Here is an 18,558-nt window from a genome sequence, read left to right on the forward strand (position 1 = left end):
GACCGTCACCCCTCTGGATTGCGCAGCACCGCGATCACGCGATCCTGATCCGCTGTCGTCAGAGTGTGGAACAGCGGCAGGATGAGTGTCCGGTCGGTGAGCCGCTCCGTGACGGGCAATGAGCCCTCCGCGGCGAGGTGACGGTAGGGGGGCTGGCGGTGCGCGGCCATGATCCCCCGGCGCGCGGAAATCCCGGCGTCGGCCAGCGTGGCGAGGAGCTGCTCGCGATCCACCGGATACGTGTCTTCGACTTCGACCCACAGCGACTGGAAGTTGCTCGTGCCCCAGTCGGGATCGGCCACCAGACGGAGCCCGGCGATTGCGTCGATTTCTCGACGATAGCGCGCGGCGTTCACCCGACGGCGTCCCACCACTTCGGGCAGCTTCGCGAGCTGCGCGATGCCGACGGCAGCCTGGAGGTCGGTCATCCGAAAGTTATAGCCGATCTCGGCGTACACCTCCGGCGGGGAGACGAGGCTCGCGTGCCGGTCGGCGGCGGAGACGCTCATCGCGTGCTCGCGCAGCATGCGTGCCCGGGCTGCCCACTCCGGGTTGCTCGTGGTCAGCATTCCCCCCTCGCCCGTCGTGAGGATCTTCCGCGGGTGGAACGACCACGCAGCAAGCTCAGCCCCCGCGCCGACCGGCCGCCCCTTGTAGGTGGACCCGGCGCCGCACGCAGCATCCTCGATCACGACGATTCCGCGCGGGTCGCAGACGGCGCGGATGGCGTCGAGATCCACCGGGATCCCGCCCTGGTCGACGACGATGACGGCGCGGGTCGCCGGCGTCAGCGCCGACTCGACCGTATCGGCGGTGACGTTGCCCGTGAGCGCGTCGACCTCGGCGAACACCGGCCGCGCGCCGACGTAGGTCGGGGCGTTGGAAGTCGCGATGAACGAGAAGGAAGGAACGACGACGTCGTCCCCGGCTCCCACGCCGGCCACGACGAGCGCGAGGTGGAGCGCGGTGGTGCAGTTCGATACGGCCACCGCCGCACCGGCCTGCATCGCGGCGGCGAAGGCCCTCTCGAACTCGGCGACCTTGGGGCCCTGCGCTACCCAGCCCGACTCGATCACCGCGGTCACCGCGGCTACCTCTTCGGCGCCGAGCCACGGCGTCATCACATTGATGCGCGACTCCTGGACGACGCTCATGCCGCCACCACCGTCCGGCCCACGGAGATCTCGTCGCGCAGCGGGCGCCACCATTCCACGAGCATCCGAAGGCCCTCTTCGAGTTCGATCGACGACTCGAAGCCCAGGTCGCGGCGCGCCGCCTCGGTGTCGGCGAGCCGGCGGACCACGCCGTTGACGGCCCGCTCGGGCCCGTGCTCGACGTCCAGGTCGGAGTCCATCGCTCGCAGCAGCGCCTCGGCGAGGCCCAACAGGCTCGTTTCGGAGCCGCTGGCGATGTTGTACACACCCTCGACGATGTCGCTCTCCGCGGCCAGGACGTTGGCGCGCGCGATGTCGGGGACGCAGACGAAGTCCATCGTCTGCGTGCCGTCGCCGAAGATCAGCGGCGGACGTCCGTCGGCAATGCGCTCCATCCAGCGCACGAGCACCTCGGTATACAGGCCGTGCACGTCCATGCGGGGGCCGTAGACGTTGAAGTAGCGCAACACGACGTAGTCGAGGCCCTGCATCGCGCGGAAGCTCCGCACCAGACCCTCGTTGAAGGATTTGGCCGCGCCATACAGCGTGTCGTTGTTGTGGTGGTGGTGGCGTTCGGTCGTCGGGAACTCCTCCGCCATGCCGTACACCGACGCGCTCGAGGCGGCAATCAGCTTGCCGACCTTGTGACGAGCGGCAGCCTCGACGACGTTGAACGTGCCATCCACCAGCACCTCGAGCGCAAGGCGCGGTTCTTCCGCGCACTGGGTGATGCGGATGGCGGCCTGATGAAACACCAGGTCCTTGCCGGCCGTGAGCTCGTCCACCAGCGCCGCGTCCCGGATATCTCCGTCGATCAGCTCGACCCGCCCGGTAGCGAGAGCATCGTCGAGGTTGGCACGGCGACCGCGCACGAGGTTGTCGATCACCTGCACCCGACCCGCCCCTGCAGCGACGAGTTGGTCGACCAGTGTGGACCCGATCGTTCCTGCGCCACCCGTGACCAGCACGTCGGCATTGTGAATGTTCACCATTCGAATCTCTCCCCTGTGAATTCGTGAACTACGCGGCGACAGACGCCGTCATGGGCTGCGGTGCGCCGAAGCCGGTGAGGCTCGCCGCCGCCGCCTCGAGAACGGAAAGCACCCGGAGTCCGGCCGCTCCGTCCGTGCGTGCGGTCCGCCCCTCGCGGATGGCGGCGGCGAACTCCGTCGCCACGCCCGCGAGCGCTTCGCCCTCGGGCAGAGCCGGAGCCCAAGTGTCGCCGAGACGGTACGAGATGTGCGCGGAGCGCGCATCGGTGGTGGTGGCCTTCGAGACCTCCGCGATGTCAACTCCCCGGTCGTAGACGCTCACCCGCTGCTGCGGATTGAGGTCGTCCCACACGAGCGTCCGCTTGGTTCCGCCGATGACCATCTGACGGATCTTCGTCGGGCTGAGCCAGTTGACGTGCACATGCGCCATCGCACCGCCGGCCAGCGGCATGGCGAGGTAGCCCACGCACGCCTTGCCGGTCTGCAGGGGGTCCGCACCGTGTGCCGAGACGCTCGTGACGTCGAGACCGCCGGGCAGCACGAAGTCCATGATGGACAGGTCGTGCGGCGCCAGATCCCAGAACACGTCGACGTCGGGCTGGATGAGACCCAGATTGATGCGGACGCTGTCGACGAACAGGATGTCGCCGAGGAACCCTTCGGCGATCAGCTCGCGGATCTTCAGCACCGCGGGCGTGTAGCAGTAGGTGTGGTCGGCCATCAGAACGAGACCCCGCTCCGCGGCGCGGCTCACCATCTCCTGCCCCGACGTTTTGCTGTCGGCAAGCGGCTTCTCGACGATGACATGCTTTCCGGCATCCAGCGCCGCCATGACGATCCTGTGGTGCGTGCCCGCCGGCGTCGCAATCGCGACGGCGTCGATCAGCGGGTCGGCCAGCACTTCGCTCAGGCTCGTCGTGACAGGCACGCCACCGACGCTCTCCGCCACGCGGCGTGCGCGGTCGACGTCGAGGTCGCAGATCGCGGCCAGGTTCCAGTCGTTGCTGTTGCGGAAATTCCGCGCCAGGTTCGGTCCCCAATAGCCAGCGCCGATGACGGCGATGTTCTTACGGTCAGTCACGGATTCCCCAATCCACTTCGTGATTCCCCAGATGATCGACGTGCCGTCAGCCGGCGCCGTCGAAGATGATGTCGACCCAGTAGTTGTGGGTCGAAAGACTTGCCGGATACTCCCGACCGTAGACGAAGGCACTCCCCTTGGCCGGGATCGTGAACGGTCCGATGCGTGTCTCGGTTGCCAACGTTCCGACGTCGACGGCGTACCGCCCGGTCGTGCTGTACAACCCCACGCGGTACTCCGTACCAGCGACGAGCGCGACCGGTGCAGTGAATTTCGCCGTCTGCCACCCCGAGGCGGTCTCGTTGACGAACTCCACCTCGGCGATGCGCTGGCCCGCGGCGTTCCAGAGGTAACCCGTGTGTTGACCGGTGTTGGTCTGACCCTTGTAGAAGCGAACGCCCGTTGCTTCTCCAGGCGAGTTGACTGTGAAACGAGTGGCCACCTGCACGCTGTCGTGGTCATCCCACCATGGATGCTGCGGGGTGGCGTCGCCGAAGATCGTCTGAGCGTCGACGACGGGCGGTGCGGCGGCGGTGGCGAAGCTCCACGATCCGCCGCTCACCGTGCCGGCGGACGAGGTCACCGTGGCGGTGTAGCCAGTCGACCACTCCAACGGCTTCGCCGGGACGAAGTTCACGACGCCGCTGGATGCGTTGTACTCGCTGGTTCCCGAAACAGTGCCGGAAGGCCCGGACACGCGGAGCGTCGCAGCTGCGGGGGCGGGCTGGAGCGTCGCCGACACCGTCGTGGTCGGCGCGACGTCGGTGCTTCCGCCGGCGGGGTTCTGCGCACTCACACGGATCGCGGTTGGCGTCGGCGTCGGCGTGGCGCTCGGCGTCGGTGTCGGCGTCGGCGTCGGCGTCGGCGTTGCGGTCGGCGTCGGTGTCGGCGTGGCGGTCGGCGTCGGCGTTGCGGTCGGCGTCGGTGTCGGCGTGCCGGTCGGCGTCGGTGTCGGTGCCGGCGTTGCGGTCGGCGTCGGTGTCGGTGTCGGTGTCGGCGTCGGTGTCGGCGTCGTGCCAGAACCCCCGAAGGTCACCTCTGCGTCGACGAAGTACGACGCGGATTGCCAGGACTCCTCTGGGTAGCCTCCCGCGGTGCCGTATCGGAAGCGGCCGTTGTTCCCGGCCGGTCCGACGATCGCCCCTGCCACGCGCTCGGTCGCGAAGTAGCGGGTGGTGTAGGAGTAGTTGCCGTTCGGCGCCAGATAGGACACGACGTACGTCACGCCAGGCACCAAGTCCACCGGTGTCGAGAGCGCCATACGCTGCCAACCGGCAGCCGTCTCGCCCGAGAAGGTCACGCGGGCCAGCTGTGCACCATTTGCGCCCCAGAGAGTGCCCCGGTGGGTGCCGGAGTTGCCGGGGCCCTTGTAGAAGCGGATAGCCGTGGCCTTGCCGGGCGCCGTCACGCGGAATGCAGTGCCGACTTCCACCGGATCCGACTCATTGGATGAGGCGATCGTCGGCGTGACGGAGCCGAACAGCGTCTGCGTCGTGGGCGTGGGCGTCGGAGTCGGAGTCGGCGTCGGCGTCGGAGTCGGCGTCGGAGTCGCGGTCGGCGTCGGAGTCGCGGTGGGCGTCGGAGTCGCGGTGGGCGTCGGAGTCGCGGTCGGCGTCGGAGTCGCGGTCGGCGTCGGAGTCGCGGTCGGCGTCGGAGTCGCGGTCGGCGTCGGAGTCGCGGTTGGCGTCGGAGTCGGCGTCGGCGAGGGGGTGGTCGAGCCGAAGACGATCTCCGCATCGACGAAGTAGGACGCCGCGCCCCAGGACTGAGTCGGATAGCCCCCTTGCGCGCCATAACGGAAGCGGCCGTTGTTCTGCGCGGGACCGGTGATCGATCCGCTGGTCTTGGCGGAGGCGAAGTATCCCGTCTCCACGGCGTATCGCCCGTTGGGCGCGAAGTAGGAGACCACGTAGGTCTGACCTGGCGTCACCGTCACCGGCGTCGTCAGCACGGCGCGCTGCCACCCGGATGCGGTCTCGTTCTCGAAACGCACCGACGCGATCGCGACGCCGCTTTCGTTCCACAGCGTGCCGAGATGCGATCCGCTGTTTCCCTGGCCCTTGTAGAACCGGAGAGCGGTCACCTGTCCGACGCGGGCGACGGTGAATGCCGTGCCCACCTCGACCGGGTCCGAATCGGTGGTCGCGGCCACTGCCGGAAGGCGATCGCCGAAGAGCGTTTGGGTCACGCCGCCGAGCTCGGGAGTCGCCGTCGTGAACGTCCATTGGTCGAGGACCTGTCCGCCCACTCGCACGACCGCGGTGTACGTCGTCGCAGGCTCGAGCGCCGTAGACGGGTTGAAGCTGATCGTCCGACTGTCGCTCGCGTAGACGGAGCCGCCGGTTACCGGGTTGCCGCCGGTGCTGAGCGACAGAGACGGGGAATCGGCGGGGGCCGACAACGTCGCGCGGATGGCGGCGTTGGTCGCCACATCCGTTCCCTGCGGCGTCTTGGACGTCACAGACACGGCCGGCGAGCCGTCTGCGCCGGCCACGAACTCGACATCGACGAAGTAGTTCGCCGCCCGCCAGGACGAATCCGGCTTCACACCGCCCGCTCCATATCGGAAGCTGCCGTTGTCGACGGCCATTGCAGTGAGGGGGCCCCGCGAGATCTCGCTGGTGAAGTAGTCCACCGCGTTGACGTATCTGCCCTGCGGAGAAAGGTAGGACACGGTGTAGACGACGCCCGCCTCGATGCTCACCGGCTGCGAGAGGACGGCCCGCTGCCATCCGGACGCGCTCTCGTCCCGGAAGGTCACGGTGGCCAGCGCACGCCCGGCAGCTGACCACAAGGTGCCTGTGTGGGTGCCGGTGTCGCCCGCGGCCTTGAAGAACCGAAGTGCCGTCACTGCCCCGCTCGCGGCGGAACGGAACGACATGCCGAGTTCCAGGGAGCTGCCGTCGTTCGCCGCGGTGGCGACCGGGGTGTCGGACCCGAAGAACGTCACCGTGCCGGCGACGACGTGGAATTCCCACTGGATGTCGCGGCCGGCGCCATCCGCGGAGACGATGCCCGAGACACTGACGGAGACCTCACTCGCGGCCGGTAGCGCCGACGACGGGTCGAAGGTGGCTGTCCGCCGGTCAGTCGAAAGTCGGACCACACCCGCGACTGCCGTCCCGTCGGCCGCCACGGTGAATGTGGGCGCCGTCGTCAGCGGCACATCGAACGTGGCCGAGATGTCCGTCGACCTCGCCACATCGATGGCCCCTGCCTGCGGGGTCCGAGCCATGAGCGTCGGGCCGTCTGCGGTGTCGTCGAACACCACATCGACGAAGTAGCTCGTCGTCGAGCGCTGAGCGGGAAAGGCTCCGTCGTAGGTGAAGGAGCCGCCGCGAGCCGGTACCGTCAGCGGTCCGCGGGTGAAGGGCTGCGTGAACGCCCCTGCCGTCACTGCGTATCGGCCGTTCGGTGCGGTGTAGGACGCGACGTACTCCACGCCCGCCTCGACCTCGAGCGGACGGTCGAAGTACGCCGTCTGCCAACCGGTCGCCGTCTCGCCGGAGAAGGTCACTCGTCCGACCTCTGAACCGTCGGCACGCCAGAGGACGCCCACGTGCTGGCCCGTGTTGCCGGCGCCCTTGAAGAAGCGGAGAGCGCTGATGTGCCCTGCCTTGGAAGGCGTGAACCGCACGCCAAGGGTGACGCTGTCGGCGTCCGGGTCGGACTGGATGGTGGGGCGGTCGTCATCGGTATACAGCGTGCACGGGCATTCGCCGGCCGGCGGCGCCTGGGCCGCGGTCCGGAAGGTCCACTCGCCGCCCGGATCGAAAACGGACCCGTCGACCGGTGTCGCGGAGATCGTGACCGAGTAGCGCGTCAGCGGTGCGAGGGGCTCCGCCTGCGCGAAGCGAGCCGTCCGGGTGGCCGCGTCGTAGGACACCGTTCCCGCGACGGGCGCGCCGCCCTCTGGCGTCACCTGAATCGCAACGGACGATGGCGTGACATCGCGTGTGAAGATCGCGGTGACCGGCGAGTCGGTCGGTACGCTCCCCGCTCCGGATGCCGGGCTCTGGGTTGCGAGTCGGACCGGTGACGAGGCGGATGCCTCGAAGACTGCGTCGACAAAGTAGTTACCTGCGTTGAAGGCCCGGTTGGGGAAGCCCCCCGGCTCACCGAAGACCCCGGCCGCAGAGGCCCCGACGTTCGGTGCAACCACCAGCGGGTAGCTCGGCGTCGACTCATACGGCCAGTAGTCCTCGTAGTACGCGTACCCACCGTTGGGCGCCGTGTACGACACCACGTACGATGCTCCCGCTGTCACAGCGATCGGCTGATCGAACAGCGCCGTCTGCCATCCCGTCGACGTTTCGCCGACGAAGGACACGTGCGCCAGGCGCCGCCCGCCCGCGTCCCACAGGGAGCCCGTGTGGGTTCCACCGTTCGAGGGGCCCTTGTAGAAGCGCACTCCGGTGACGAACCCATCCTCCCCCGCACTGAAGCGGAGGCCGAGCTCGACGGCCTCGTCGTCGGGCGATGAGGCGAGGGACGGCGTCTCCCCTGCGAAGACGGTGTAGGGCCCGGTGACATCCACGTTGACGCCGACCCCCGCGCGGGAGAAATTGGCGCTGTCGTCGATGGCCCGCGCAAGGATCGGGGTTTCGGCGAAGCCCTGCTGCACGTACGAGTACGACCACTGAGTCGTGCCGTTGGCGGCGTGCCAGGTGTCTCCCCCGTCGGTGGAGACCTCCACGCCGGCGACACGCCCTCCGGTGTCGGAGGCGGTCCCGGTCACCGTCACCATGGCACCGTGAGTGACTTGCTGGCCCGCAGCCGGCGAGGTGATCGTCGTGGCGGGCGGAGTACGGTCACCGCTGGCGGGAGTCGCCACGAGCCCGTTCATCAGCGATCCGGGCTGGGCTCCCATGTCGGCGAGGAGATTGACCTGCGCCTGCTGCATTCGGGGGTCTGCTGCCGGGGCGTTGTCGCCGTCGTGCTCGCTGTCCAGACCCCATCCCCACTGGATGCTCCCCGCTGAGAACACCAGCGCATTGCTCTCCGCGCGGTAGAGCGTCACGTGATGGGTGGTCGCACCCTCCACGACCGTGTTTCCGTAGTCCACGAGGTACTGCGGAACCCGCCCGGTCGTCGTCGATAGACGGATCAGGCCGTCGGGACGGTGACCATTGTCGACGTCCTCGTTCGACTCGTACCCGACGGTGTTGGGGGCCAGCGCCACGGAGGCGCCGGCGGCGAGGTTCGACAGGTTGGTGTTGCGCCACAAGCGCGTCTTGCCCTCATCGGCGTTCACGGTGACCGGCAGGTAGTCGTCGTTGACCATGTACATCGTGCCGATCAAGGCGTTCTCCGGCAGCTGACCGCCCATCTCGGGACCGGCGTACCGCGGGTCGCGCCATGTACCGGTCCACTCGGGGCTCGGGTCGATCTTGCCCCCGCCGACGTGGTCGTGGTAGTCGCCCCACGTTTCCTTGTAGGACACGAGTGTCCGATGATCGGTGGCCTGACCGACGGTGGAGGGTTCGTAGCGCGTGCGCCAGTAGCCCTCGTTTCCGCTGAGGAACTGCAGGTTGACCCCGGCATCGCGGGCGGCCTCGATATTCGCCCGCTGCGCACCCGACCAGTACTCGTCGTGACCGACGGACAGGAAGACCTTGTGATTCAGCAGCTCTCCGCCGCGTCGATCGGTGTCGACGCCGGCGATATAGCTCATGTCGTAGCCGTTGCGCTCCAGAAAGCGGACGGTGGCGTATTCGGACGCGAAGTAGAAGTCACGCGCCTCGATGCCACCGCGGGTGGCGAACGGGCGGTTGTAGCTGATCTTGTAGGCGCGGCGGTTGGCCGCCCCCTGGTAGAAGTTCGATCCGCCGTATTTGTTGTACGCGTGCCAGGTCGGGTCGGACGTCTGGAACAGCACGTCGGAGGTGTTGCCGTCGCGGCGGACGATGAAGGTGATGTGGCTCGCACCGCCGGTGTCGCCGCGCTCGAGGCGAGCGACATAGACGCCGGAGACGGCGTCAGCCGGCACGTTCCATGCTGCCGACACGTCCCACGTGCCGCAGTCGTACAGCTCCGTGGAGATGTCGGAGAGGCATTCCTCCTGCACCTGCGGCAGCGGAGCCGAGGGCTCAACACTGTCGATCAGGCGCGCGCCCAGGCCCTGGTACCAGCCGGTGCGGTAGATGTCGATGTCGTAGTCCGCGGCATCCGTATCGATCTTGAAGTCGATGCGGGAGCCCGCATTCACGCTGATGTCGGTGGCGAATCCTTGGATGCTGGCGTCGCCGGCACCGTCGATGTCCCATACCTCGGGGTCGGTGCCCGGTTCGCGGTTTTCGCACTCGATCGCATTGACGTCGGGGCCGCAGGGGCTGGATGCTTCGGCGCGGGCTGCGGGCGGAAGCGCCACGAGCAGCGACAGGACGAGCGCAGCAAGCGCCGTGAGCGCGGCGAAGCGTGCGCGCGGCGAACGTCGGTTGTGGACGACGAGCGTCGAGTTCCCCATTTTTCCCCAGACCACCCGCCGCACGTGAGAGCGCGTGCGGGTTTTCCGCCCCCCGGCGGACCCCAGTCCGCCCGAAGGCGGATAACGATGACGACGACCCCTGCCCGGTGACCGGTGCTGGAATCGTGCGTCTCCCCGCCGTGAGTATAGCGTTTGTGGAGACGCGTGCACGAGCAATTTCAAGAATCCGCGGGCACGGAGAGGGAGCATCCATGGTTTCGCCGACAGATCAGCCGTTCATCGCCGCCACCGCCGACGTCGCGGAGGCCGCCCGCGTGGGTGACCGCACGAAGGTATGGCACCTCGCGCAGGTGCGTGAGAACGCGGTCGTGGGCGCCGACTGCATCGTGGGACGCGGGGCGTACGTCGGTCCAGGCGTGGAGATGGGCGACGGATGCAAGCTGCAGAACTACGCGCTCGTCTACGAACCGGCCCGGCTCGGGCACGGCGTCTTCATCGGGCCGGCCGCGGTGCTCACGAACGACGAGTTCCCGCGCGCGGTGACGCCGGACGGCCAGCTCAAGTCGGCGGATGACTGGCACGCCGTCGGCGTCGAGATCGGCGACGGTGCCTCGATCGGCGCGCGGGCCGTGTGCATCGCGCCCGTCCGCATCGGCGCGTGGGCGCTTGTGGCGGCTGGCGCCGTGGTCACGAAGGACGTGCACGACTATGCGCTCGTCGTGGGGGTACCCGCGCGGCGGATCGGCTGGGTCGGCCGGGCGGGCCGTCCGCTCACGGCCGATGGCGACGATTGGGTCTGCCCCGAAACCGGCGAGCGCTACCGCGAGTCCGCCGGCACGCTGCATCCCCTGGCGCCCTGACCCCGCTCCACCCCCGTCGACTCGCCAGAAAATGTGGTGTTTCGGCGGAAAAAGGGACGGATATTGGCGACTCGACCGGGAGAAGGCAAGCCCCGCGGGGGGACAGGGCGGCCGCGGCTACGCTCGGGCGGATCCCTGACCCAGGAGGCACATGTCCGTCCGCCGATTCCTCCGTCAGGCCGCCTCCGGCGCACTGACGGTCAACGCCATCCCGCACACGGTGAGCGGCCTGCGCGGGCAGCCCTTCCCGACGCCGTTCGCTGACCCGCCGGGGCGTGGGCTGTCCTCCCCCACCGCGAACATCGTGTGGGGCGCGATGAACCTCGGCGTCGCCGGGCTCCTGCACCGCCGGAGCACCGCCCTGTCCGCGCGCCTTCCCTTCGCCCTCGGCGCGCTCGGCATGGCCCTCTTCGTCGCGCAGTACTTCGCCTCGGTCCCCGCGCTCCAGCCCGCCAAACGCCGCACCCGCTAACCCCCGGTCGACTCGCCAGGAAACGTCGGGTTTTCGCGCGAGAATGCGCGTTTCATGGCGACTCGACGGGCCCGGGACGCCCGCGCTCGACCGGCGGGGCGGACAGGCCCGGGACGGGACGCCCGCGCTCGACCGGCGGGGGCGGACGGGCCGCCCGGCCGGGCCCTGAGCGAGGGAGCGCAGCGACCGAGACGAAGGGGCCTCGCTAGAGCTTGCGGAGCTGCACCCGCTCGACCGTGTGATCGGCGGCCTTCTCGAGGATCAGGCTCGCCCGGTGCCGCGTAGGCAGCACATTCTCGAGCAGATTCGGCAGGTTGATGTCGCGCCAATACCCGAGGGCGCGCTCCACGGCCTCGTCGTCGCTGATGTCGGCGAACACGCGGAAGTACGAATTCGGGTTGCTGAACGAGGCCTTCCGCAGCGCGAGGAAGCGGTCGACGTACCACTGCTCGATGTTCGCGGGGTCAGCATCGACGTAGATCGAGAAGTCGAACAGGTCGCTCACCGCCACGTCATTCGGCGCGGGCGGGGGCTGAAGGACGTTCAGCCCCTCCACGATCACGACGTCGGGCCGGCGGACGGAGACGTGCGCGTCAGGCATGATGTCGTATCGCATGTGCGAGTAGAACGGCGCACGCACCTCTTCGGCCCCGCTCTTCACTTCACTGAGGAAGTTCAGCAGCGCGCGCCGGTCATACGACTCGGGGAAACCCTTGCGGTCCATGAGGCCCCGCCGCTCCAGCTCGGCGTTGGGGTAGAGGAACCCGTCCGTGGTCACGAGCTCGACCCGTGGCGTGTCGGCCCAGCGGCTCATGAGTTCGCGCAGCAGACGCGCGATCGTCGACTTCCCCACGGCGACCGACCCGGCGACACCGATGACGAACGGCGTCGTGACGTCCTGCTCGCCGAGGAAGGATGCGGTGTCCGCTCCGAGCTGCTTGGTCGCCTTCGCATAGAGGCTCAGCAGCCGGCTGAGGGGCAGGTAGACCTCGTGCACCTCGCGGACGTCGAGCCGATCCCCGAGGCCCCGCAACTGCACGACCTCGGTCTCGCTGAGGGGCTGCGGCATCCCGGCGGCCAGACGCGACCACTCGGCTCGATCGATCTCGCGGTACGGGCTCAATGACGGAGCGGGCACGGCGGTTCCGGCGGCGGGCACGCGCCCATGCTACTCCCGCGCGATCCGCGCCCGGGCGGCGCGCGGGTGCCTGCCCGAACGCCCGCCCCACACACCCGCGCACCCGGCCCCACCCTGCCCGAGGCGAGGACATCTCCCGACGCGAGGATGCTCCGGCCCGCATCCATCCTCGTCCGGGCAGATCTCCTCGACCCGGGATGCTGCGTCACCTCCCACCCCACCCCGCACACCCGCGCACCCGGCCCCACCCCCGCCCGAAGCGAGGACATCTCCCGACGCGAGGACGCTCCGGCCCGAATCCATCCTCGCCCGGGCAGATCTCCTCGGCCCGGCACGCTCAGTCACGTTCCCCGCGAAGGTGGGAGTCGTGCCTGCGTATCCCCTGCGCCAGAGACCTCGAGTGCCTCATCGAGCGCGTCGCCTGTAATGAACTCCCGCGGCCGTCCTCGCGGCATGCCGCCGACCGCGTCCGCACTGTCAGGAACAAATATTCCGCCTTCTCGGAATAGCATCGGCACCCACGCGTTTGTGTACTGCGGAGAATAGAATTAATAGGACTGCGATGACAGATGCAACTTCAAGCCCGATCGGTAAGTCCGCACTGGTGACGCGCGGTTCGCGGGGAGTCGGTGCCGGCGTCGCGAAACAGTTCGCCAAGCGGTGGTCTCAGAGAGGCAGCAGCCATGAAAAGTTCCGTACCGATCGGGCCGGTCGGCATCTGGAGCATGGAGCTCCGTAGCCGCAACCCGGAGGTCGACCAGGTCGCCGCGGAACTCAACGATCAGGGGTGGGGTGCGATGTGGATTGCCGGCGCCGGCGGCCCCGGGATCTGGGCCAGCGCCGAACGACTCCTCGCGGCCGGTTCACGCACGAGTGTCGCCCTCGGAGTTGTGAGTATCTGGTCTGAGGACGCACGCCGCACATCCTCGGAGCACGCCAGGCTGCGAGAGCAGTACGGCTCGCGTCTCCTCACCGGATTCGGGGTGAGCAACCCGCAAGCGGCAGCCGCCAGCGGACACACGTTCGCGAGCCCTCTTTCCGAGATGCGGCGTTTCCTCGACGAGCTGGACGCGGATGCCGGCGAACCACCACCGCAAGAGCGGCTCCTCGGGGCGCTCGGACCGCAGATGGTGTCCCTCGCCGGCGACCGCACCGCAGGCATCCACCCCTTCCTGGTCACCCCCGGCCTGACGTCGAACTACCGTTCGCTGCTGGGACCTGAAGCCCTCATCGCGCCCCACCAAGCGGTCGTTCTGGAGACCGACCCCGCCCGAGCACGAGCCACCGCGCGCGCCGGGATCGGCATGTATTTCGGCTTCCCCAGTTATCAGGCGAACCTGCGCCGAGCCGGCTTCGGCGATGACGACTTCCTCGGGGGCGGTAGCGACCGGCTCATCGACGCCACCGTCGCCTGGGGAGACATGGACGCCATCGTCCGGCGGGTCCAGGAGCAGCACGCTGCGGGCGCCGACCACGTCGCCATCCAGGTCCTGACGGACACCCGCGGCTTTCCGCGCCACGAGTGGGCCGAACTTTCTCACGCACTACTGCCATCGGAGACGTAATGGACGGCACCACCACACGCAACACCGGTTCCACGCGAGCACACACCCCGCCCCTCCCGGGGATGCGGATGTGGTTGGCGGTCGCCTCCCTGGCCCTCGGCGCGTTCATCCTCGTCGCCACAGAGTTCCTCCCCATCGGCGTGCTGCCGCAGATCGCCGGGGAGTTGGAGGTCTCGACCGGAACCGCGGGGTTGATGATTCTGGTTCCCGGGCTGGTCGCGGCGATTTCCGCACCGCTGGTCGTGGTGGGCCTGGCACGTATCCCTCGAAACCGGCTCGTGCTTCTTCTCGGCCTCCTGCTGCTCCTGGCGAACATCATCGGAGCGTTCGCGCCCACCTTCGCGATCCTGCTTCTGGGTCGCGTGCTGGTCGGGGTCGCGTTGGGCGGTTTCTGGGCTGTCGTGCCCTCGCTGGGGTTCCGGCTTGCGGGCGAGAGGAAGGGTACGAAAGCGACGTCGATCATCTTGGCCGGCATCTCCGCGGGGACCGTGATCGGTCTGCCCGCGGGACAGTTCATCGGCCAGCTCGCGGGCTGGCGCGCGGTGTTTCTGAGCGCTGCGGCACTGTCGGCGATCGTGCTTCTCGCGCAGCTTGTGCTGCTGCCCCGGATCGGCCCCACCGTCGGCATGAAGTGGCGTGAACTGAGCCGGGTGTTCCAGTCGCCACCCGCCCGAGTCGCGCTGATCGCCTCTGTTCTGGTGGTCACCGGTCAGTTCGCAGCGTCGACGTTCATCACCCCCTTCCTGGTGGACGAAGCACACCTGGAAGCCGGGGTCGTCACGGCCCTGTTCGTCGCGTACGGTGTCGCGGGCGTGTTCGGCACGCTGCTCGGCGGCTACCTCATTGCGAAGAACCGGTTGGCGACGCTTGCAGGTGTGTCGCTCGTTCTTGGAGCAATCCTGGTGCTGCTGCCGCTCATCGCCGGGTGGGGCATCGTCGTCGGCGCACTGTTCACCGTGTGGGGGCTCCTGTGGGGCATCGTCCCGCTCTCCCTGCAGACCTGGATGATGGCCTCCCAACCGGGCGCGCCGGAAGCAGCATCCGCTGTGCTGGTCTCCACGATGCAGGGGTCCATCGCGCTCGGATCCCTCCTGGGCGGTGTGCTCGTGGACATCGCCGGACTGCGGATCGACTTCGTCATCGCCGGTGTCCTCGCCCTCGCCGCGGGGCTGTACCCGCTCGTCCGTCGCGTGACACCCCACTAATCCGCGCGCGCTGCGGCTCGAGCCGCCCGGAGCGAGGACATCTCCCGACGCGAGGACACTCCGGCCCGCATCCGTCCTCGCCCGGGCAGATCTCCTCGGCCCGGGATGCTGCGTCCCCCACCGCTGCGCCGCGCGCCGCGATACCCTTGGTGGCGAGAGTTCAAGCCCGGAGGGGCCACCGCCATGGAGCCCAACCCGATCAGGACGCCCGACCAGCGGCTCCGCGTATTCGTCAGCTCCACCCTCGGGGAGCTCCAGCCCGAGAGAGCGGCGGTACGCGAAGCGGTGGAGAGCCTGCGCCTCGCGCCGGTGATGTTCGAGCTCGGCGCCCGTCCGCATCCGCCTCGTTCGCTGTACCGCTCCTACCTCGAGCAGAGCGACATCTTCCTCGGCATCTACTGGCAGAGCTACGGCTGGGTCGCCCCGGGCGAGGAGTTCTCCGGCCTCGAAGACGAGTACCGCCTCTCCGGCGACCTCCCCTCGCTCATCTATATCAAGGCCCCCGCACCTGAGCGCGAGGAGCCCCTCAAGGCGATGCTCGCCCGCATCCGCACCGACGATCGCGTGTCGTACAAATCGTTCCGGAATGCTGACGAACTCCGCGACCTCGTCATCAATGACCTCTCGACCCTGCTCGCCGATCGCTTCGACGCGGCCGCCCGCGCCTCCCGGCGCTCTCTCGCGCAACCGCCGACCACCTCGGCGGGCACCGCCATCCCCTCGGCCTACACGCCGATCATCGGGCGCGACGGTGAACGCGACGAAATCGTGCGGATGCTCCGCGACCCGGCCACGCGCATCGTCACCCTCGTCGGACCGGGCGGCATCGGCAAGTCCCGCCTGGCGATCGAGGTGGCGACCACCCTCGCCGCGTCCGGCAGTGAGGTCGCCTTCGCGTTGCTGGAGTCGATCACGTCCCCCGACCGCGTGGTGCCCGCGATCGCGCGCGCGGTGGGCCTGCGCGACGACGGCGAACGCCCGGTAGAAGCATCGCTGCTGGCCGCCCTCGAGGGTCGCGACATGGTCCTCGTGCTCGACAATATGGAGCAGGTGCTCGACGGAGCGGATGTCCTCGTGCGCCTGGTCACCGCGGTCCCCGACCTCACGATCCTCGTCACGAGCCGCTCGCCGCTGCGCCTGCGCGCCGAGCACGTCTACGCCGTCGCGCCGCTCGCCTCGCCGGGCGACGACGAGAGCGTCGAGGCGCTGGAGGCCACTGCATCCGTCGCTCTCTTCGTGCAGCGCGCGGCGGCGGTGCTTCCCGGCTTCCGGCTCACGGCAGCCGATACGGCGACCATCGCAGCGATCTGTCGAGCGCTGGACGGCATCCCGCTGGCCATCGAGCTGGCCGCCGCGCGGATGCGGTCGCATACGCCGCAGGAGATCCTCGAGCGCCTCGACTCCGCCCTGTCGCTCCTCGTCGACGGCGCCCGCGACCTGCCGGCACGTCAGCAGACGATCCGCGCCACGATCGAATGGAGCGTGCGCCTGCTCGACGCTCCGACGCGCTCGGCCTTGGCTGCACTGGCGGTCTTCGCCGGACCCTTCACCCGCGCCGCCGCCGAGGCGACGCTCGCCGGCATACCCGATGTGGATGCGGCCACCGCGCTGGACGTGCTCGTGGATGCGAGCCTCCTGCAGCAGCGCGACCGCCGGGGGGTCCGCGTCTTCACGCTCCTGTCCCTCGTCCATGCGTACGCCCACGAGCTGGGCAGCGACGACGCCGTGCGGGAACGCTGGTCGGAGTACTACCGCACGCTCGCCGACACCGCCTCGCACGACATGAGCGGTCCGAGCCAGCTCGCGTGGCTGCACCGCCTCGACGCCGAGTCCGAGAACCTCGTCGCCGTCCTCCGCTTTCTCAGCGACGACGGGAGGTTCGACGACCTGGCGCGCATGGCCTGGGCGCTCTACCTGTACGCGTGGCTCTCGGGGATGCTGGGAGCCCAGCAGGCACGGATGGCCGACGTGCTCGAACGCAGCGCGCGGGAGGGCATCCCTCTCAGCCCGTGGACCGAGGCGGTCGCGCAGTATTACACCCATGCCATCGAGTTCTGGCAACATCCGGGCCTGGACGTCATCCCCGGCCTGACCCGCAGCGCCGAGCTGTTCGAGCAGGCGGGCGACGCGGGCGGTGCCGCGCTGGCACGCGTCTCCCTGGGTCTCGCGCTTCTCGGACGGAGGGAGGGACCCGACGTCGCCGGCGCGCACGAGATCCTCACCCGTTCGATCGACGGGTTCGCGTCGATCGGCGATCGGTGGGGCGAGGCGATGGCACTCGTGACCATGGGGCGCGTCGACCTCATGATCGGCGATACGGACGGTGCCCTCGAGCTGTTCGAGCGCAGTCTGAGCCTGGCCACCGCCAACCGGGAGCGCCTCGGCATCGTCATCGCCGAGCATCACCGGGGGTGGGCGCGTCTGGCGCGGGGCGACATCGAGGCCGCCGCATCCGACTTCCATGAAGGCCTGGAGACCTCGCTGGAACTGGGGCACGACGAGGGCATCGCCTATGGACTCGAGGGCCGCGCCGGGGTCGCGGCGCTCCGGGGCGACGTCGAAGAGGCGGGGCTCCTGCTGGGTTCCGCAGCCGCACTACGCCGGCGGATGGGCGCGAACGACAGGGGCCAGGCCGCCCTGTACGCACCCGCCTTCGAGGCGCTGGCCGACGATGGCGCCCGCGCCGAGTTGGATGCGGCGGTCGTGCGGGGCATGGCGATGTCGCCGCAGGAGGTGCTGGATGCGGTCGCCCGCTGACGCGCGCGACTCCTCCGCGCGATCGGACGGTCGGGACGACGTCGTCCTGCGCACCACGCGAGGGGTGGCGTTGGCGATTCTGCCGTTCCTGATCGCCGCGGCATTCCTCTTGTATGTGTTCCCCGACCGGACCGGCGAACTGTTCGCGTGGCCGATCACCCCGCCGCTGTCGGCGTACCTTCTGGCATCGGCCTACGTGGGCGGCATCTGGTACTTCGTGCGCGTCGCGAGGGAGCGGCGGTGGCATCGGGTGCAGCATGGCTTCCCGGCGGTCGCGGTGTTCGCGGGCGCTCTGCTGGTCGCCACGCTCCTGCACCTCGACCGGTTCTCCATGAACGTGTCGTTCTGGGTGTGGATCACGCTCTACGCCACGACGCCGTTCATCGTCGTCGTGCTGGCGATCGTGCAACGCCGGCATGCTCAGGTCGAGCCCGACCCGGCGGATGTCATCATCCCGTCGTTCGCGGCGCTGGGGCTCGTGGCGATCGGCGCGGCCGCTTTCCTCTTCGGCGCGGTCGTCTTCCTCGCGCCCGCGTTCGCCGCATCCTTCTGGGCGTGGGACCTGACCCCGCTGACCGGTCGCGTGACCGGCGCCGTCCTGAGCCTCACGGGCGTCGTGAACGTCGCGTTGCTGTGGGATCGGCGGTGGAGCTCGTTCCGCATCCTGTTCGAGGCGCAGCTGGTGAGCCTGGCCGCGATCTGCCTGTCGCTCGTGCTCCGTTCCGCCGACCTGCGATGGGAGCGCCCGATGACCGCGGCCTTCATCGTGCTCGTGGCCGGCGCTGTCCTGGCCTACGGCTCCTTCACCATCTGGTGCGAGCGCCGCCGTCGCTCCCGCCCTCCCCTCCCCGCCTCCGGACGCTGAGCGAGCGCAGCCCCTCCCCCGGACGCTGAGCGAGCGCAGCGA

The 18,558-nt window shown here is 69.1% G+C and carries 11 protein-coding genes; 6 read left to right on the forward strand and 5 right to left on the reverse strand.

Features of this window, described 5'->3' with window-relative positions; genetic code table 11:
* Window positions 1-5: 5 nt before the first annotated feature.
* Genes AC4FS1_RS08730 through AC4FS1_RS08745 form a run of 4 tightly spaced genes read right to left on the reverse strand, consistent with a single transcriptional unit; the run spans window position 6 to window position 9,693 of the window.
* On the reverse strand, window positions 6-1,154 hold the full coding sequence (locus AC4FS1_RS08730) for a DegT/DnrJ/EryC1/StrS family aminotransferase (RefSeq protein ID WP_491154233.1): 1,149 nt from the start codon (window positions 1,152-1,154) through the stop codon (window positions 6-8).
* Window positions 1,151-2,146 (reverse strand): NAD-dependent epimerase/dehydratase family protein, encoded by a 996-nt coding sequence (locus AC4FS1_RS08735; protein WP_491154234.1) that lies wholly within the window; start codon window positions 2,144-2,146, stop codon window positions 1,151-1,153. The genes AC4FS1_RS08730 and AC4FS1_RS08735 overlap by 4 nt, the downstream gene beginning before the upstream one ends.
* A 28-nt stretch (window positions 2,147-2,174) precedes the next feature.
* Window positions 2,175-3,227 carry a Gfo/Idh/MocA family protein gene (locus AC4FS1_RS08740; protein WP_491154235.1) on the reverse strand — a complete coding sequence of 351 codons (1,053 nt, stop codon included), beginning with the start codon at window positions 3,225-3,227 and terminating at the stop codon, window positions 2,175-2,177.
* Window positions 3,228-3,273: 46 nt separating this feature from the next.
* Window positions 3,274-9,693, reverse strand: coding sequence for a DUF4082 domain-containing protein (locus tag AC4FS1_RS08745; RefSeq protein WP_491154237.1), 6,420 nt, complete (start codon window positions 9,691-9,693; stop codon window positions 3,274-3,276).
* Window positions 9,694-9,905: 212 nt separating this feature from the next.
* Between AC4FS1_RS08745 and AC4FS1_RS08750 the strand changes: the two genes are divergently transcribed.
* Both AC4FS1_RS08750 and AC4FS1_RS08755 read left to right on the forward strand, forming a co-directional pair.
* Window positions 9,906-10,514, forward strand: a complete 609-nt coding sequence (locus AC4FS1_RS08750; RefSeq protein ID WP_491154238.1) for an acyltransferase — start codon at window positions 9,906-9,908, stop codon at window positions 10,512-10,514.
* 151 nt (window positions 10,515-10,665) lie between these two features.
* Entirely contained in the window at window positions 10,666-10,986 is a 321-nt protein-coding gene (locus tag AC4FS1_RS08755) for a hypothetical protein (RefSeq protein ID WP_491154239.1), read from the forward strand.
* A gap of 205 nt (window positions 10,987-11,191) precedes the next feature.
* On the opposite strand, the gene coaA is transcribed toward AC4FS1_RS08755, so the two are convergent.
* On the reverse strand, window positions 11,192-12,145 hold the full coding sequence (gene coaA, locus AC4FS1_RS08760) for a type I pantothenate kinase (RefSeq protein WP_491154240.1): 954 nt from the start codon (window positions 12,143-12,145) through the stop codon (window positions 11,192-11,194).
* Between the two features lie 662 nt (window positions 12,146-12,807).
* Here coaA and AC4FS1_RS08765 point away from each other — a divergent pair.
* The 4 genes from AC4FS1_RS08765 (at window position 12,808) to AC4FS1_RS08780 (ending at window position 18,516) form a co-directional block, all read left to right on the forward strand.
* Entirely contained in the window at window positions 12,808-13,689 is an 882-nt protein-coding gene (locus AC4FS1_RS08765) for a TIGR03620 family F420-dependent LLM class oxidoreductase (RefSeq protein ID WP_491154241.1), read from the forward strand.
* Window positions 13,689-14,894, forward strand: a complete 1,206-nt coding sequence (locus AC4FS1_RS08770) for an MFS transporter (RefSeq protein ID WP_491154243.1) — start codon at window positions 13,689-13,691, stop codon at window positions 14,892-14,894. The genes AC4FS1_RS08765 and AC4FS1_RS08770 overlap by 1 nt, the downstream gene beginning before the upstream one ends.
* Before the next feature lie 183 nt (window positions 14,895-15,077).
* On the forward strand, window positions 15,078-17,651 hold the full coding sequence (locus tag AC4FS1_RS08775) for a DUF4062 domain-containing protein (RefSeq protein ID WP_491154244.1): 2,574 nt from the start codon (window positions 15,078-15,080) through the stop codon (window positions 17,649-17,651).
* Window positions 17,635-18,516: a hypothetical protein gene (locus tag AC4FS1_RS08780; RefSeq protein WP_491154246.1), complete on the forward strand. Its 882-nt coding sequence runs from the start codon at window positions 17,635-17,637 to the stop codon at window positions 18,514-18,516. The genes AC4FS1_RS08775 and AC4FS1_RS08780 overlap by 17 nt, the downstream gene beginning before the upstream one ends.
* Window positions 18,517-18,558 lie beyond the last annotated feature (42 nt).

Source organism: Microbacterium sp. Z12_35 (assembly GCF_058310475.1).

What these genes read in the sequence shown, in the direction of transcription:
- AC4FS1_RS08765 (WP_491154241.1), top strand. Translation starts at nt 12,808, where the DNA reads ATGAAAAGTTCCGTACCGATCGGGCCGGTCGGCATCTGGAGCATGGAG.
- AC4FS1_RS08735 (WP_491154234.1), bottom strand. Translation starts at nt 2,146, where the DNA reads ATGGTGAACATTCACAATGCCGACGTGCTGGTCACGGGTGGCGCAGGA.
- AC4FS1_RS08775 (WP_491154244.1), top strand. Translation starts at nt 15,078, where the DNA reads ATGGAGCCCAACCCGATCAGGACGCCCGACCAGCGGCTCCGCGTATTC.
- AC4FS1_RS08780 (WP_491154246.1), top strand. Translation starts at nt 17,635, where the DNA reads ATGCGGTCGCCCGCTGACGCGCGCGACTCCTCCGCGCGATCGGACGGT.
- AC4FS1_RS08730 (WP_491154233.1), bottom strand. Translation starts at nt 1,154, where the DNA reads ATGAGCGTCGTCCAGGAGTCGCGCATCAATGTGATGACGCCGTGGCTC.
- AC4FS1_RS08770 (WP_491154243.1), top strand. Translation starts at nt 13,689, where the DNA reads ATGGACGGCACCACCACACGCAACACCGGTTCCACGCGAGCACACACC.
- AC4FS1_RS08750 (WP_491154238.1), top strand. Translation starts at nt 9,906, where the DNA reads ATGGTTTCGCCGACAGATCAGCCGTTCATCGCCGCCACCGCCGACGTC.
- AC4FS1_RS08755 (WP_491154239.1), top strand. Translation starts at nt 10,666, where the DNA reads ATGTCCGTCCGCCGATTCCTCCGTCAGGCCGCCTCCGGCGCACTGACG.
- AC4FS1_RS08745 (WP_491154237.1), bottom strand. Translation starts at nt 9,693, where the DNA reads ATGGGGAACTCGACGCTCGTCGTCCACAACCGACGTTCGCCGCGCGCA.